Origin of the sequence: Nocardia terpenica, assembly GCF_013186535.1 — a bacterium.
GTDB classification, from domain to species: domain Bacteria; phylum Actinomycetota; class Actinomycetes; order Mycobacteriales; family Mycobacteriaceae; genus Nocardia; species Nocardia terpenica.
Genome location: NZ_JABMCZ010000003.1, coordinates 1,626,858 through 1,640,654 on the forward strand (window position 1 = coordinate 1,626,858; position 13,797 = coordinate 1,640,654).

The following is a 13,797-nucleotide window of genomic DNA, read 5'->3' on the forward strand; positions in this document are numbered from 1 at the left end:
TACCGCTCGCTCGTCTCGCCCGCTCGTGATCGCCCTGCTACATTGTTGACAATGGTTTCCAGTTTCAAGATCTGAGGGTTCGCACGATGGCTCGACCGGGGTACAGCAAGAGGTTGATGGGGGCCGTGGCGGGGGTGGGGGTGCTCGTTGCGATGGCGACCGGGTGTAGCACGTCGTCGCCGAACTCGTCCGCGGCCGGTGGGAAGCTTCAGGTGGTGGCGACGATCAATGCGTGGGGGAGCATCGCGGCGCAGCTCGGTGGGGACCGGGTGCACGAGACGAGCATCATCACCAATCCGGATACCGATCCGCACTCCTACGAACCGTCTCCGGCCGATGCGCGCGCGGTGGCGGGCGCGAAGGTGGTGCTGGCCAACGGGATCGGGTACGACGCCTGGATCGACAAGGTGGTCGCCGCCAATCCGAGCGGCGATCGCACCGTGCTGACGGTCGGCAAGCAGCTCGGCATCCCCGACGACGGCAACCCGCACCAGTGGTACTCGCCGGACTCGGTGGCCAAGGTCGTGGACGCGATCACCGACAGCTACAAGAAGGCCGACCCGGCCGACGCCGCATACTTCGACCAGCAGCGGACCAAGTTGAACACCGTGAGCCTGGCCAGGTATCGCGGCCTGATCTCCGAGATCAAGACCAGGTACGCGGGCACGCCGGTCGGCGCGAGCGAGTCCATCGTCAGCCCGCTGTCGGACGCGTTGGGGCTCCAGCTCTTGACGCCGCCGGAGTTTCTGAAGGCGATCAGCGAGGGCACCGACCCCTCGCCCGCCGACAAGGCGACGATCGACCAGCAGATCGCCACCAAGGCGCTGAAGGTCTACATCTACAACAGCCAGAACAGCACCCCCGACGTGCAGGCGCAGGTCGACGCGGCCAAGAAGCAGGGCATCGCGGTGTCGACCGTGACCGAGACCCTGACCCCGGCCGACGCCACCTTCGAGGACTGGCAGTCCACGCAATTGCAGGCCCTCGAAGACGCCCTGCATCAGGCGACCGGCAAGTAGATGACCGGCACGGACACCCGCGCGAGCGCCGGACTCGCGGCCGATGCACAGGCACTGCTCGATGTGCAGCCGATCGTTGCGCTGCAGGATGTTTCGGCCGCGGTCGGTGGGCGGCGGATCTGGTCGGACGTGGCGCTCGAGGTGCGGCCCGGTCAATTCGTGGCCGTGCTCGGACCCAACGGCGCGGGAAAATCCACGCTGCTCACCGTGATTCTGGGGATGACGCCGACCATCGCGGGAACGGTCGAGGTGCTCGGCGCGCGGCCCGGGCGGCGCAATGCCGCCGTCGGCTATCTCCCGCAGCGGCGCGCGTTCGATGCCAGCGTGCGCATTCGCGGCATCGATATCGTGCGGCTCGGCCTGGACGGCGCGCGATGGGGCACCTCGCTGCCGTGGCTGTCGAAAATCCTGTCGCCCGAACGGTTTCGGGCGCGGGAGGAGCGGTTGCGCGAGGTGATCGAGCTGGTCGGCGCGAGCGGGTACGCGCATCGGCCGATCGGGCAGTGCTCGGGCGGTGAGCAGCAGCGGCTGCTCATCGCGCAGGCGCTGGTGCGGCGGCCGCGGCTGCTGCTGCTCGACGAACCGCTCGACAGCCTGGACGTGCCGAGCCAGGCGGGGATCAGCGCGCTGGTGCGCGACATCTGCCGGCGGGAGCAGGTCGCGGTGGTGATGGTCGCCCACGACGTGAATCCGATTCTGCCGTACCTGGATCGGCTGGTGTACGTCGCGCGGGGCACGGCGGTCAGCGGTGCGCCCGAGGAGGTGATCACCGGCGAAAAGCTCAGCGCCCTCTACGGAATCCCGATCGAGGTGCTGCGCGACAGCGCCGGGCGGCTGGTCGTCGTCGGCCAGCCCGATGTGCCCGCCGAGCACGCCGTCGCGAATCCGGTTGCGGGGCAGGGGCGATGAACCCGATCGCGACCTGGAATCTGGTCGAGGACGTGCGGGCGATGCTGGCCTACCCGTTCATGGTCAATGCCGTGCGCGCGGGCACCATCGTCGCGGTGGTGGCCGGTGCGGTGGGCTGGGTGATGGTGTTGCGGCGGGAGAGCTTCGCCGGGCACACGCTGGCGGTGGTCGGCTTTCCGGGCGCGGCGGCGGCCACCTGGCTCGGAATGGCCTCGGGCTACGGGTATTTCGCGGCCTGCATCGGTGCGGCACTGGTGATCGCGGTGCTGCCGACCTCGGCGCGATCGCGGGGCACGGGTGAGCAGTCGGCGGTGATCGGCACGGTGCAGGCGTTCGCCCTGGCCGCCGGGATGCTGTTCGTCGGCCTCTACAAGGGGTTTCTGTCCGGGCTGACGAATCTGCTGTTCGGGACCATCACCGGGGTGACCGATCGTCAGGTGACGGTGCTGCTGGTCGCGGCGGTGGTGTGCCTGCTGATGCTGCTGGCGATCGGGCGGCCGCTGCTGTGGGCGTCGATCGATGCGAAAACCGCCGCCGCGCACGGTGTTCCGGTGCCACTGGTCGGGGCGCTGTTCGTGCTGCTGCTCGGTATCGCCGCTGCGGGCACCAGCCAGGTCACGGGAAGTCTGCTGGTCTTCGCGCTGCTGGTCGCCCCGGCCGCCGCGGCCCATCGGCTCACCAGCCGCACCGGCCTCGGGGTGGCGCTGTCGGTGCTCATCGCGCTCGTCGTCACCTGGGTGGGAATGGGATTCGCGTTCTTCTCGCCGTATCCGATCGGATTCTGGGTCAGTAGTTTCGCTTTCGCGATCTATCTGCTCGCGATCGGTGGCCGGGCCTGGTCCGACCGGCGATCGCGCAGGCATGCGCCGCCCGTCGCCGAGGCGGAGGTGATCGTCGCGTGAATGCGTTGTCCACCATGCTGTCTCACCAGTTCATCGTGCACGCCCTGATCGCCGGGACGGCCGTCGCCGTATTGTGCGGCCTGGCCGGATATTTCGTGGTGCTGCGCGGGGAGGTGTTCGCCGGTGATGCGCTGGGGCACGTCGCGTATACCGGTGCCATGGCCGCCCTCGCCGCCGGAATCAACCCGTGGCTCGGCCTTTTCGCCGCGACGGTGGTCGCCGGGTTCGCGCTCGGGTTCGGCGGGGGTGGCGGCTCCGACGATGTGGCGATCGGATCGTTCTTCTCCTGGGTCCTCGGGCTCGGCGTGCTGTTTCTGACCTTCTACACCACCCATCGCAGCACCGCGAACGGCAGCGCCAACGTGAACGTGTTGTTCGGCAGCATCTTCGGGATCGGTGCCGCCGGGGCGTGGACGGCCGCGCTGGTGTGCGCGGGCGCGGTGATCGTGCTGGTGATCGTGTCGCGGCCGCTGTTGTTCGCCACCATCGATCCCGCGGTCGCCCGGGCGGTGGGCGTGCCGGTCCGGATGGTGGGCGCGGTGTTCCTGGCCGTCGTCGGCGTCACCGTCGCCGAGGCCACCCAGATCGTCGGCGCCGTCGTGGTGCTGGGGCTGCTCGCCGCCCCGGCCGCCACCGCCGCCCGGCTCACCGCACGGCCGTGGGCCGCGTTCTGGCTGTCCGCCGGGCTGGCGGTCGCCGCGGTGTGGGCGGGCATCGTGCTGTCCTACGCCATCCCCAAGGCCCCGGCCAGTTTCACCATCATGGCCGTCGCCGCGGGCGGCTATCTGCTCGCCGCCCTGCTGACCCGCTTCCGCCGCAATCGAATTCGCACCCATGCCGGATCCGAAGCAGTCCACGCCTGAGCGCACCCGCGTCGTCGCGCGACCACGGTGGCCAGCGCGGGGGCGGCCTGCAAGAAGGTCAGGAATAGAGCTCGACGAACCGATGCAGCGACCGGTCGATATCCCCCCTGAGCGCCCGCGCGACACCCGCGCCGATGGGTCCGAACAGCGGCCGCCCACCGAGGTCGATATCGACGGTGACCTCCGCGCCGGGACCCTTGGCCGCGACCAGCAGTTCCAGGCCGAACTTGGTGCCGCCCTTGCCGGATCCGCTGAGCACCAGTCGTTTCGGTGGCTCGGCGGTGCGCACCGTCCAGCGCACCCGATTGCGCAGGCCCTTCACCGAGGCGACGCCGACCAGTTCGGTCCCGACCGTGAGGTCCGCCGGAACCTCACCCCGCCACGCCTCGTGCATGATCAGCCAGCGGTCCAGCTCACGCAGATTCGATGCGTGCGACCATGCCCGATCGGGGGAGATCGGCACGTCGACGGAGACCTTCAGTTTCGCCACGGGTGCATGATACCGACCGTTCAGGCGGTGAGGCGGCCGCGGAGCACCGCGACCCCGGCGGTCAGCGCCGCGCCGCCCGTGCCCCAGTCCACCCCGGCGGGCTGGGCGCTGAGCACCACCACCGCATAGTGCAGGGGCGCAGCGGCATTCGCGCCGACCAGGCCCGTGGTGTCCAGGGTGGTCGACGAATCCAGCGACATCCAACCGGGTTTCACCGCCCACCCCGCGGTGGGTAGCGCATCGGGGATGCCGAAATACTGGTCGGTCCCGTCCGCGGCCACCGGCGTGACATCGACCAGGGCGTTCACGATCAGATCGCGCGCGGGCTGCGGCACCGAGGTGGTGAGATACCGGTACACCGCCACGACATCCTGTGCGGTGGTCAACGTTTCGCCCCACTGCGCGGGATCGTCCGGCGGTTGCGTACCGGTCAGCCCGATCCGGGAGATCATGCGGTCCACGATCGCGTTGCCGCCGTTGATGTCCCAGAGCTCGTCGGCGATGTCGTCGTCGCTGGCCGAGAGCATGCGCTGCACCTGGTCCGTGGTCAGCGAATCCGGCTGCCAGCCCTGCCCTTCGAACGCATCGATCCCGATCAGCAGCTTCACCACCGACGCGGTGTAGAACTGCTGGTCGGCGTCGACGCTGGCGAGTACCGCGCCGGTATTCGTGTCGACCACGTCGATTCCCACCCGCGTTCCCGGCGAGGCGGCGTCGATGGCCGCCACCATCTGCTGAGCCAGGTCGGTGGCCGAGAGCCGCGGCGGCGCAGCCGGTTTCAGCGTCGGACCGAACGGTATCTGTACCTGCGGAGGGGGCGCGGCGGGCATGACCGCCAGCGAGGGCGGTGCATCCGTGGCGGATGCCGGGGCGTCCTGAGCATGCACAACATGCACTTTCGCCATCGCGACCGGTGCGGCGACCAGCGCCGAAACAGTTGTGGCGCCAAGGCAACATGCCAGGACCGGCCACCAACGAAGGGCGGGAATCGTACTCACTCCTTATAGAAAGCCTGCAGCCCTGAGTAAACCTCGAGAACGAGCTACTAGATAGCTGACAGCTGCTGCGCCGCTTTCGTCCCCCTCGTCCGGAGCCCGCGGGAACAACGGGCCCCGAAATCCGGTTGGTCCGAATATCCTGAAAGGTAACTGGCCGAAGGTTGTATCGAGGTCGTCGTGGCGCACATCCATCCACTGTCCACGCAACGCGACCTGATCAGGGGGTTCGCGGCAGAACTCGGCGCTGCCGGATTCGCCGACGCCGTCGAGATCGGGAGCGGGGGCTTCGGAGTCGTATACCGCTGTGCCCAGCCCGCTCTCGACCGTATCGTTGCCGTCAAGGTGCTCACCGCGGACCTGGATTCGGAGAACACGGAGCGCTTCGTCCGCGAGCAGCTGGCGATGGGCAAGCTGTGCGGTCACCCGAACATCGTGAGCGTCTTCGAGATCGGGTCCACGCCCACCGGGCGGCCGTACATCGTCATGCAGCACCACCCGCACGGCTCGCTGGAGGCGCGGGTGCACAACTTCGGGCCCCTCGGCTGGCAGGACACGCTGCACATCGGTGTCAAGATCGCCGGGGCGCTGGAGACCGCGCACCGCCGCGGCATGCTGCACCGGGATGTGAAGCCCGGCAACATCCTGCTCGACGAGTACGGTGAGCCGCAGCTGACCGACTTCGGAATCGCCCGCCTGACAGGCGGTTTCGTCACCACCGCCGGGACCGTCGCCGGCTCCCCGGCCTTCACCGCGCCCGAGGTGCTCCAAGGCCACCCCCCGGACCCGACCGCCGACGTCTACGGTCTCGCCGCCACGCTGTTCTGCGCGGCCACCGGCCACGCGGTCTTCGAGCGCCGCAGCGGCGAACAACTGGTGGCGCAGTTCCTGCGCATCACCAAGCTGCCCACCCCGGACCTGGGCGGGGCCGGGCTCCCGGAGGACATGACGACCGCGATCGAGCGGGCCATGTCGCGCGACCGGCGCGACCGGCCGACCTCGGCGGCGGAATTCGGACAGGCGCTGCGCGAGATCCAGGTTCGGCACGGCCTGGCGCCCACCGAGCTCCCCGTCCCGCATCCGGTGTCCGAACCGGTCATCGCGCACTCGGCGCCCACCCCCGGCGGGCCGGAGCGCCGCTCGACGGCCGATCTGCTCGCGACCCAGCCGACCCGCACCCCGCCCGTGCCCGCCACCCGATTCCGGCCGCCGCCCCCGACTCCGACGCTGGTCGATCGCGTCCGGCTGCTCGACACGCTGCGCCGCGGTCGCGAGCGCCGACTCGCTGTCCTGCACGGCCCCACCGGATTCGGCAAGAGCACCGTGGCGGCGCAGTGGTTTCGCGAGCTCACCGCCGAGGGAGTCGCGGTGGCGTGGCTGACCGTGGACGACGACGACAACACCGTGATCTGGTTCCTGTCGCACCTGATCGAGGCGGTGCGCGTGGTACGCCCGGCGCTGGCGCGCGAGCTCGGCGCGGTACTCGAGGAGCACGGCGACGAGGCCGAACGGTACGTGCTGACCTCGCTGATCAACGATATCGACCGGCGCGGTGAGGAATTGGTGGTGATCATCGACGACTGGCACCGGATCGGCTCCGACGCGACCGTCGCCGCGCTGCGCTACCTGGTCGAGAGCTGCAGTCCCGCAGTGCATGTGGTGGTCACCAGCCGCAGTCGCACCGGGCTGCCGATGAGTTCGATGCGGGCGCGCGACGAGCTGGTCGAGATCGACGCCACGGCACTGCGTTTCGACGCCGAGGAGGCGCACACCTTCCTGGTGGGCCGGACCGGGCTGCCGCTGGACGACGACGATGTCGCCGAGCTCACCGAATCCACCGAGGGCTGGATCGCCGCGCTGCAACTGGCCGCACTGACCCTGCGCGAGAGCGAGAGTCCGGAGGAGCTGATCGGCCAGCTCACCGGGCGCCATCACGTGATCGGCGAGTTCCTGGCCGAAAACGTGCTCGCCACACTGGAACCGGAGCTGCTGGACTTCCTGCTCGCCACCTCGATCACCGAACGCCTCTGCGGCGACCTGGCTTCCGCGCTGGCCGGGGTCGCGGACGGACAGGCCGTGCTGGAGCGGATCGAGCGGCGCGATCTGTTCCTGCGCCGCCTCGACGATGAGCACTGGTTCCGCTACCAGCACCTGTTCGCGGAGTTCCTGCGGCAGCGGCTCGAGCGCGAACAGCCCGAACGCATTGCCGGACTGCACCGTACGGCCGCGCGCTGGTTCGCCGACCATCACGATGTGAGCGAGGCGGTCGACCACGCGCTGCGCGCCGGGGACGACGCGCACGCCGTCGAGGTCGTCGAGCGCGACGGCATGTCGCTGCTGGAACACGGGCAGGCGGCGACCCTGCTCGGCCTGGTCGGCAAGCTGCCGGCGCCGGTCGTGGAGTCCCGCCCGCGGCTGCAACTGACGCTGGCCTGGGCCGACATCCTGCTCAATCGGATCGAACGGGGCGGGCGCGCACTGCGATTGGCCGAATCGCTGCTGCGGGCCGAGACCGCGGACACCACCATCCTGCGCGTGGAGGCGGCCGCGGCCCGGGGTGTGGTGAGCCTGCGCGCGGACGTGCTGGCGGGCATCGACGATCTGCTCGCGCCCTGTTTCGCGCACGCCGACGAACTGCCGCCCTACGTGGTGGGCATCGCGGCGAATGTCGCCGTCTACGCCGCCGCCTACCGCTACGACATGGCCGAGGCGCTGCGCCGATACGAGTGGGCCGCGCCGTATCTGCGGCGAAACACCGGCTCCTACAACGAGATCAACGCGCTGTGCTTCCTGGGCATCGCGGCGAACCTGCGGATGGATGTCCCGCAGGCCGAGCAGTACTTTCGCAAGGCGCTGAAACTGGCCAAGCACTCCGGGTTTTCGCACTCCTACGCCGGGCGGCTGGCCGGGGCGCTGCTCGGGGAACTGCTGTACGAGCGCGGGGAGGTCGCCGCGGCCGAACGACTGCTGGACGCCGGGTACACGCTGGGCCCGGAGGCCGGGATCGTCGATTTCAAGCTGGCCCGGTATGTGGTCGGGGCGCGCATCAAGGCGCTGCGCGGCGACCGATCGGCGGCGGTGCGCAGGCTGAACGAGGGCGCCCGGGTGGCGCGGGCGATGTCGTTGCCGCGCTTGCGGATCGAGATCGAGAACGAGCGGTTGCGGCTGGGCCTGCCGCCGCATCCGGAGTACGGGCCGCTGCCGGTGCTCGATTACGCCGATCGCCGCATTCCCCTGGACGCCGCCGACGAATTCACGGTGCTGTCCGAGGAATTCACCGCCATCCGCCTGCTGCTGGCCGAACACCGACCGGAACGGACCGCCCTGGCCTGCACGTGGGCGCAGGAGTGGGTCGACCTGCTCGAAATGGTGGACCGGCCGCGCGAACTGCTCGAGGCCCGCCGCCTGTTCATCGCCTGCCTGACCGCCGCCGGGCGGACCGCGCAGGCGAAGGCCGTCGCCGCCGGGGTCGCCGCGCGGTGCGCCGAATTCGGTTTGGTCCGTTACCTTCTCGACGGCGGTCCGGATGTGGTGCGGACCCTGGCCGCGCTGCGTGCCGATCGGTTGTCGGGTCGATGGCGGCCCGAATGGCCGGATGTTCCCGAGGATTTCCTGGCCGCGCTCGTCGAGGCCGACGCGGTCCGGGCGGTCTGAGCACGCCGGAATCGAGGTGGAAGCGGAGGCGGCCTAAACCATTGCGGGCCAATGCCTGTGGTCACCATCGATCACGTAGGCGTGGGCATGCCGGTAACCGGTCCCCACACTCACCGCATCGCGAACGTGTGCGGGATCGACCGCCCCGCGGTGCACATGCTCCAGGATTTCCGGATCGCGGCCGGGCCAGCAGCGTACTGCGGTCGCGAATCCGGCCAGGCCCAGGGCGGCGAGGACGACCCAGGCGGCGGTGAATCCCATTGCGGTGGCCAGCCATCCGGCGATGGGGTAGGCGATCAGCCAGCACAGGTGCGATAGCGAGAACTGGGCGGCGAACAGGGCGGGGCGGTCCGAGGGTTGCGCGGATCGGCGCAGCACCCGGCCGATCGGGGTGAGCGCGAGGCCGGTACCGATCCCGATGATCGCCCACACCGCCAGCGCAGCCGCCCACTGCCGATCGCCGATCGTGAAGTGCGACAGGGTGATCGCGGCCGCCAGGCCGACGAGGAGCGTGCCCGCACCGGACAGCAGTATCGGCCGCTCGCCGACCCGGCCGAGTATCCGGGGCAGCGCCAGCGCCACCACCATGGTCCCGAAACCATTGGCGGCCAACAGCACCGCCACATCCGCCTGCGACCCGCCGAGCCGATCGCGCACGTAGTTCACGGTATTGACCATGACCACCGAACCGGCCGCGGCCACCACCAGATTCACGCCCAGCACCCCGCGCAGCCGCGGCGTGGCCCGGAAGATCCGCAGCCCGGCGAGCGTGCGGTCCCGGGCGCGGGTGCGAACGGTGCGGGTGGCGTTGGGAATTCGCGTCGTCACCACCAGCGCCGCGGAGGCCAGGAAGCCGATCGAGGTGCCGACGAACAGCCAGCCGAAGCCGACGACGCCGAGCAGCAGCGCGGCCAGCATCGGGCTGAGCAGGCTCTCCATGGTGGCCGCCAGCTGCGAGGCCGACAGCGCCGCGGTGTAGTCGCGCTCGCCGGGCAGAATGTCGGGCAGGACGGCCTGGAAGGTGGGCGTGAACGCCGCCGAGGCCGACTGCAACACCGCGATCAGCACATAGATCTGCCACACCTGATCGACGAACGGCAGCGCCAGCACCACCGCGGCCCGTACGACATCCAGCGTCACCATCATCAACCGGCGCGGCACCCGGCCCGCGTGCGCGGCCGCCAGCGGCGCGACGGTCACGTACGCGACCATCTTGACCGTCAGGGCCGTACCGAGCACCGCGCCCGCGTCGGCACCGGCCAGCCGATAGGACAGCAGCCCCAGCGCGACCGTGGTCAGCCCGGTCCCGAACAGGGCCGACAGCTGCGCCGTGAACAAGTGCCGGTAGTCGCGGTTGCCGAACAGGGACACCGGAGGCTCCTTCGTCTCGGGGCGAGCGCATAATTGGTGCTTATGTACGCACATGATAGTAGTGCGCAGTGGTCGGAGCTGCCGCCGGTCGAACTGGTCGAGGCCGCGTCGACCGCGCTGCGGATGCTGGCCGATCCCACCCGGCTGCGGCTGCTGTGGCTGCTCAGCGGCGAGGAACTGGATGTGGGCACGGTCGCCGAGCGGGTCGCGCTGGCCCGGCCCGCGGTGTCCCAGCACCTGGCGAAGCTGGAGCTCGCCGGGTTGGTGGCCCGCCGCCGCGACGGCCGCCGCATGCGCTACCGCACCCGCGGCGGTCACGTGCGGCGGCTGCTGGTGGAGGCGCTCAATGCCGCCGAGCATCACGTGCGCGATCTGCCCGAGCACGACTGAGAAGGAGGCGTCATGGACCGTCCTGATGCGCCGCCGCCCGATCTGCGGCAGGGTGGGGCCGTGCACAGCATCGTTCTGGACCGGGTCGCGGTGAGTCACGGCACGGGTCCGGTACTCGTCGACGTGGACGCCGTCTTCCCGAGCGGCCGCTGCACGGCCGTGGTGGGGCCCAGCGGGGCCGGGAAGACCACGCTGCTGCGGCTGCTGAATCGGTTGGGAGAGCCCGATTCCGGCCGGATTCTGCTCGACGACGTGCCGATCGCCGACCTCGACGTGCTGGAGTTGCGTCGCCGGGTCGGGCTGGTGCCGCAGCGGCCGGTGCTGGTGGCCGACACCGTCGCCGAGGAGGTCCGGGTGGGCCGCCCCGGGCTCGGCGTGGAGCAGGTCACCGCGCTGCTGGCCCGCGCCGGACTGCCGGACACCTTCCTGCATCGCCGCTGCGGCGAGCTGTCCGGCGGTGAGGCACAACGGGTTTGCCTCGCCCGCGGGCTCGCGGTGGAACCGGAGATCCTGCTGCTGGACGAGCCGACCTCCGCCCTGGACGAGGAGTCGGCGGCGGCGATCGTCGCCCTGATCCGTGCCCACACCGCGGCAGGCGGCGGCGTCGTACTGGTCAGCCACGACAGCGGTTTCGTGGGCGCGGCGGCCGACGACATTCTGCTGATGGAGCGCGGCAGGCTGTCGCGCCTGGGCGCCTCCGACGACCGCGAGCAGTCCTCGAACGAACGGAAGTCGCAATGACGCAAGGTCTTTCGGTGCCCGACTGGAGCGGGGTGGCGGCCTCGCTGGTGCTCGTGGCGGTCGCGGCCCTGATCGCCTACCGCCAGCACCTGCACCTGACCCGGGAACTGGTGATCGCGGCCGCGCGGGCCGGGGTCCAGCTGGTCGCCGTCGGCGCGGTGCTGCTGGTCCTGTTCCGCCACACCGGATTACCGGGCGCGCTGGGCTGGGTGGTGCTGATGATCGTCATCGCCGGTCAGGTGGCCGGGCGGCGCGGAGCCGGTCTGCCGCACGCGATTCGGGCCGCCACCATCGGCGTCGCCTTCGGCTCGGTGCTCACCCTGGGCGGGCTCATGCTGCTCGGCGTCATCTCCGCCCAGTCCCGGGTGGTGGTGCCGGTCGGCGGCATGATCGTCTCCGGCGCCATGCAGGCCACCGGAGTCGCGTTGCGGCGCCTGCGCGAAGACGCCCGCGAGGCCCGGCCCGCGGTGGAGGCGCGGCTGTGCCTCGGGCTCCCGGCGAGCCAGGCCTTCCTGCCGTATCGGCGGTCGGCGCTGCGCACCGCACTGCTGCCCTCGATCGACGCCACCAAGGTGGTGGGCCTGATCAGCCTGCCCGGCGCGATGACCGGTCTGATCCTGGCCGGGGTCGACCCCCTCACCGCCATCCGCTACCAGATCGTCGTGATGTACATGCTGCTCGCCGCCGCCGCGCTCGCTGCCCTGGCCTCCGCCCGGGTCGCCGAACGCTACCTGTTCGACGACGCGCAGCGGCTGGTTGTGCTGCCGGTCTGACGGCACACGGCCACAATGGGTTTCGGAGGTGACCATGACCGGGACACGACTACACGCGTTCACCGACGACGCGCTGGGCACACACGACGCCGGCGCGCTCGCCGAACTGGTGGCGACCGGCGCGGTGAGCGCCGAGGAACTGGCCGAGGCGGCGATAGCGCGGGCGCGGCGGGTGGACCCCGTGCTGCGGGCCGTCGCCTACGACGTCTTCGACGCCCCCCGCTATTGCGCGGACAAAGGCGCTGCCCTGTACGGAATTCCGACCTTCATCAAGGATCACAGCGACCTGGTCGGGATGCCGACCTCGCAGGGCAGCCGCGCGGTGCCGCGCTATGCCGCCACGCGGGACGACGCCTACGCCCGGCAGGCGCTGAGCAGCGGGGTGACCGTGCTGGGCAAGTCCCGGCTGCCGGAGTTCGGGCTCAATGCCAGCACCGAGTTCGCCGAGGACGAGCCCGCCCGCAACCCCTGGCACACCGACTATTCCGTGGGCGGCTCCACCGGCGGCGGCGCGGCGTTGGTGGCGGCCGGGGTGGTGCCGATCGCGCACGCCACCGACGGCGGCGGCTCGATCCGCATTCCCGCCGCGGCCGCCGGGCTGGTCGGGCTCAAACCGACCCGGGGACGCCACGTCGTCGGCGCGATCGGGCGGACCATGCCGCTGAACATCGTGTCGGAGAACGTGGTGACCCGCACCGTGCGCGATACCGCGCACTATCTGGCGGCCATCGAAAACCACTGGCGCAACCCGAAACTGCCGCCGATCGGCCTGGTGCTCGGGCCCGCCCGGCGGCGGCTGCGCGTCGCGCTGCTGATCGATACGCCGATCGGGACGGTCGACGAGCCCACGCGCGCGGCCGTCGAGCGGGCGGCCGCGCTGCTGGAGGACGCCGGGCACGTGGTGGAGCCCATCGCGCCGCCGGTCGGCGCGGGGTTCGTCGACGACTTCCTGCAGTACTGGACGTTTCTCGCGGACCTGCTCGTCACCACCGGAAAGTCGGCCTTCGGCAAGGGATTCGATCCGCGGCGGGTCGACCCGTTCACCCGGGGCCTGCGAAACCGGCACCGCGCCCGATTGATTCGCACGCCGGGGGCGCTGCGGCGGCTGTTCGCGACGTCGGCGATCTACGCCCGCGCCTTCGACCGGCACGAGGTGATTCTCTCGCCGGTGGTTGCCCACACCACGCCGAAACTGGGATATCTCTCGCCCACACAGCCTTTCGACACCACGCTGGACCGGCTCATGGGGTATGCGGGATTCACGCCGGTGAACAATGCGACCGGGACGCCGTCGGTATCGCTGCCGATGGGCCGCACCGCCGAGGGCCTGCCGATCGGTGTGATGCTGTCGGCCGCTCGCGGTGACGAGCGCACGCTGCTCGAATCGGCCTACACCCTCGAGGCCGCGCAGCCGTTCCCGTCGATCACCGCGGAGTAGCCCTCACCTGCGCGAATGTGAGTCGCGTCACCGCCCGGTGGCAACCGTGACAGGCGCATGGAATCCGTAAGTATTCCGTGCGCCGGGCGCGGGTGAATTCCTCGGCGGCAAAACGTGGCACGACACCGGCAAAACGGGCATGCGCTGGGCATGCCGGAAATTTCTTCCCGTCATCGATGCTTCCGGCACCGAATAGTTCCATGTCGTAAACGTTGCGTCATAACAGTTTCGGGGCCGGTCGTTTCCGCTCTA

At 70.4% G+C, this 13,797-nt stretch carries 12 protein-coding genes; 9 read left to right on the top strand and 3 right to left on the bottom strand.

What is annotated here, in order from left to right:
- The first annotated feature begins 86 nt into the window (after window positions 1–86).
- The 4 genes from HPY32_RS29135 to HPY32_RS29150 are packed head-to-tail and all read left to right on the top strand — an operon-like array spanning window position 87 to window position 3,693.
- Window positions 87–1,019: a metal ABC transporter solute-binding protein, Zn/Mn family gene (locus HPY32_RS29135; RefSeq protein ID WP_067577568.1), complete on the top strand. Its 933-nt coding sequence runs from the start codon at window positions 87–89 to the stop codon at window positions 1,017–1,019.
- Entirely contained in the window at window positions 1,020–1,928 is a 909-nt protein-coding gene (locus HPY32_RS29140) for a metal ABC transporter ATP-binding protein (RefSeq protein ID WP_082870504.1), read from the top strand.
- Window positions 1,925–2,830 carry a metal ABC transporter permease gene (locus HPY32_RS29145; protein ID WP_067577570.1) on the top strand — a complete coding sequence of 302 codons (906 nt, stop codon included), beginning with the start codon at window positions 1,925–1,927 and terminating at the stop codon, window positions 2,828–2,830. Before HPY32_RS29140 ends, HPY32_RS29145 begins: the two co-directional genes overlap by 4 nt.
- Entirely contained in the window at window positions 2,827–3,693 is an 867-nt protein-coding gene (locus HPY32_RS29150; protein WP_231951281.1) for a metal ABC transporter permease, read from the top strand. Before HPY32_RS29145 ends, HPY32_RS29150 begins: the two co-directional genes overlap by 4 nt.
- Before the next feature lie 58 nt (window positions 3,694–3,751).
- Here the strand turns inward: HPY32_RS29150 and HPY32_RS44940 are convergent, their stop codons facing one another.
- Window positions 3,752–4,183, bottom strand: a complete 432-nt coding sequence (locus HPY32_RS44940) for a type II toxin-antitoxin system Rv0910 family toxin (protein WP_067577572.1) — start codon at window positions 4,181–4,183, stop codon at window positions 3,752–3,754.
- Window positions 4,184–4,203: 20 nt separating this feature from the next.
- Entirely contained in the window at window positions 4,204–5,070 is an 867-nt protein-coding gene (locus tag HPY32_RS44945; protein ID WP_156673810.1) for a serine hydrolase, read from the bottom strand.
- Between the two features lie 288 nt (window positions 5,071–5,358).
- Here HPY32_RS44945 and HPY32_RS29165 point away from each other — a divergent pair, with 288 nt between their 5' ends.
- Window positions 5,359–8,832 (top strand): serine/threonine-protein kinase, encoded by a 3,474-nt coding sequence (locus tag HPY32_RS29165; protein ID WP_067577574.1) that lies wholly within the window; start codon window positions 5,359–5,361, stop codon window positions 8,830–8,832.
- A 33-nt stretch (window positions 8,833–8,865) separates the two neighbouring features.
- Here HPY32_RS29165 and HPY32_RS29170 read toward each other — a convergent pair whose 3' ends face one another.
- Window positions 8,866–10,257: an MFS transporter gene (locus tag HPY32_RS29170; RefSeq protein WP_067577576.1), complete on the bottom strand. Its 1,392-nt coding sequence runs from the start codon at window positions 10,255–10,257 to the stop codon at window positions 8,866–8,868.
- On the opposite strand from HPY32_RS29170, the gene HPY32_RS29175 reads away from it, so the two are divergent.
- Genes HPY32_RS29175 through HPY32_RS29190 form a run of 4 tightly spaced genes read left to right on the top strand, consistent with a single transcriptional unit; the run spans window position 10,246 to window position 13,545 of the window.
- A complete protein-coding gene (locus HPY32_RS29175; RefSeq protein WP_067577578.1) occupies window positions 10,246–10,593 on the top strand; it encodes an ArsR/SmtB family transcription factor in 348 nt (115 codons plus the stop codon). The two genes, HPY32_RS29170 and HPY32_RS29175, sit on opposite strands and share 12 nt — an antisense overlap.
- Window positions 10,594–10,605: 12 nt before the next feature.
- Window positions 10,606–11,334 (top strand): ABC transporter ATP-binding protein, encoded by a 729-nt coding sequence (locus HPY32_RS29180; protein ID WP_082870506.1) that lies wholly within the window; start codon window positions 10,606–10,608, stop codon window positions 11,332–11,334.
- A complete protein-coding gene (locus tag HPY32_RS29185) occupies window positions 11,331–12,107 on the top strand; it encodes an ABC transporter permease (RefSeq protein ID WP_067577580.1) in 777 nt (258 codons plus the stop codon). Before HPY32_RS29180 ends, HPY32_RS29185 begins: the two co-directional genes overlap by 4 nt.
- A gap of 34 nt (window positions 12,108–12,141) precedes the next feature.
- A complete protein-coding gene (locus HPY32_RS29190; RefSeq protein ID WP_067584277.1) occupies window positions 12,142–13,545 on the top strand; it encodes an amidase in 1,404 nt (467 codons plus the stop codon).
- Window positions 13,546–13,797: the final 252 nt, after the last annotated feature.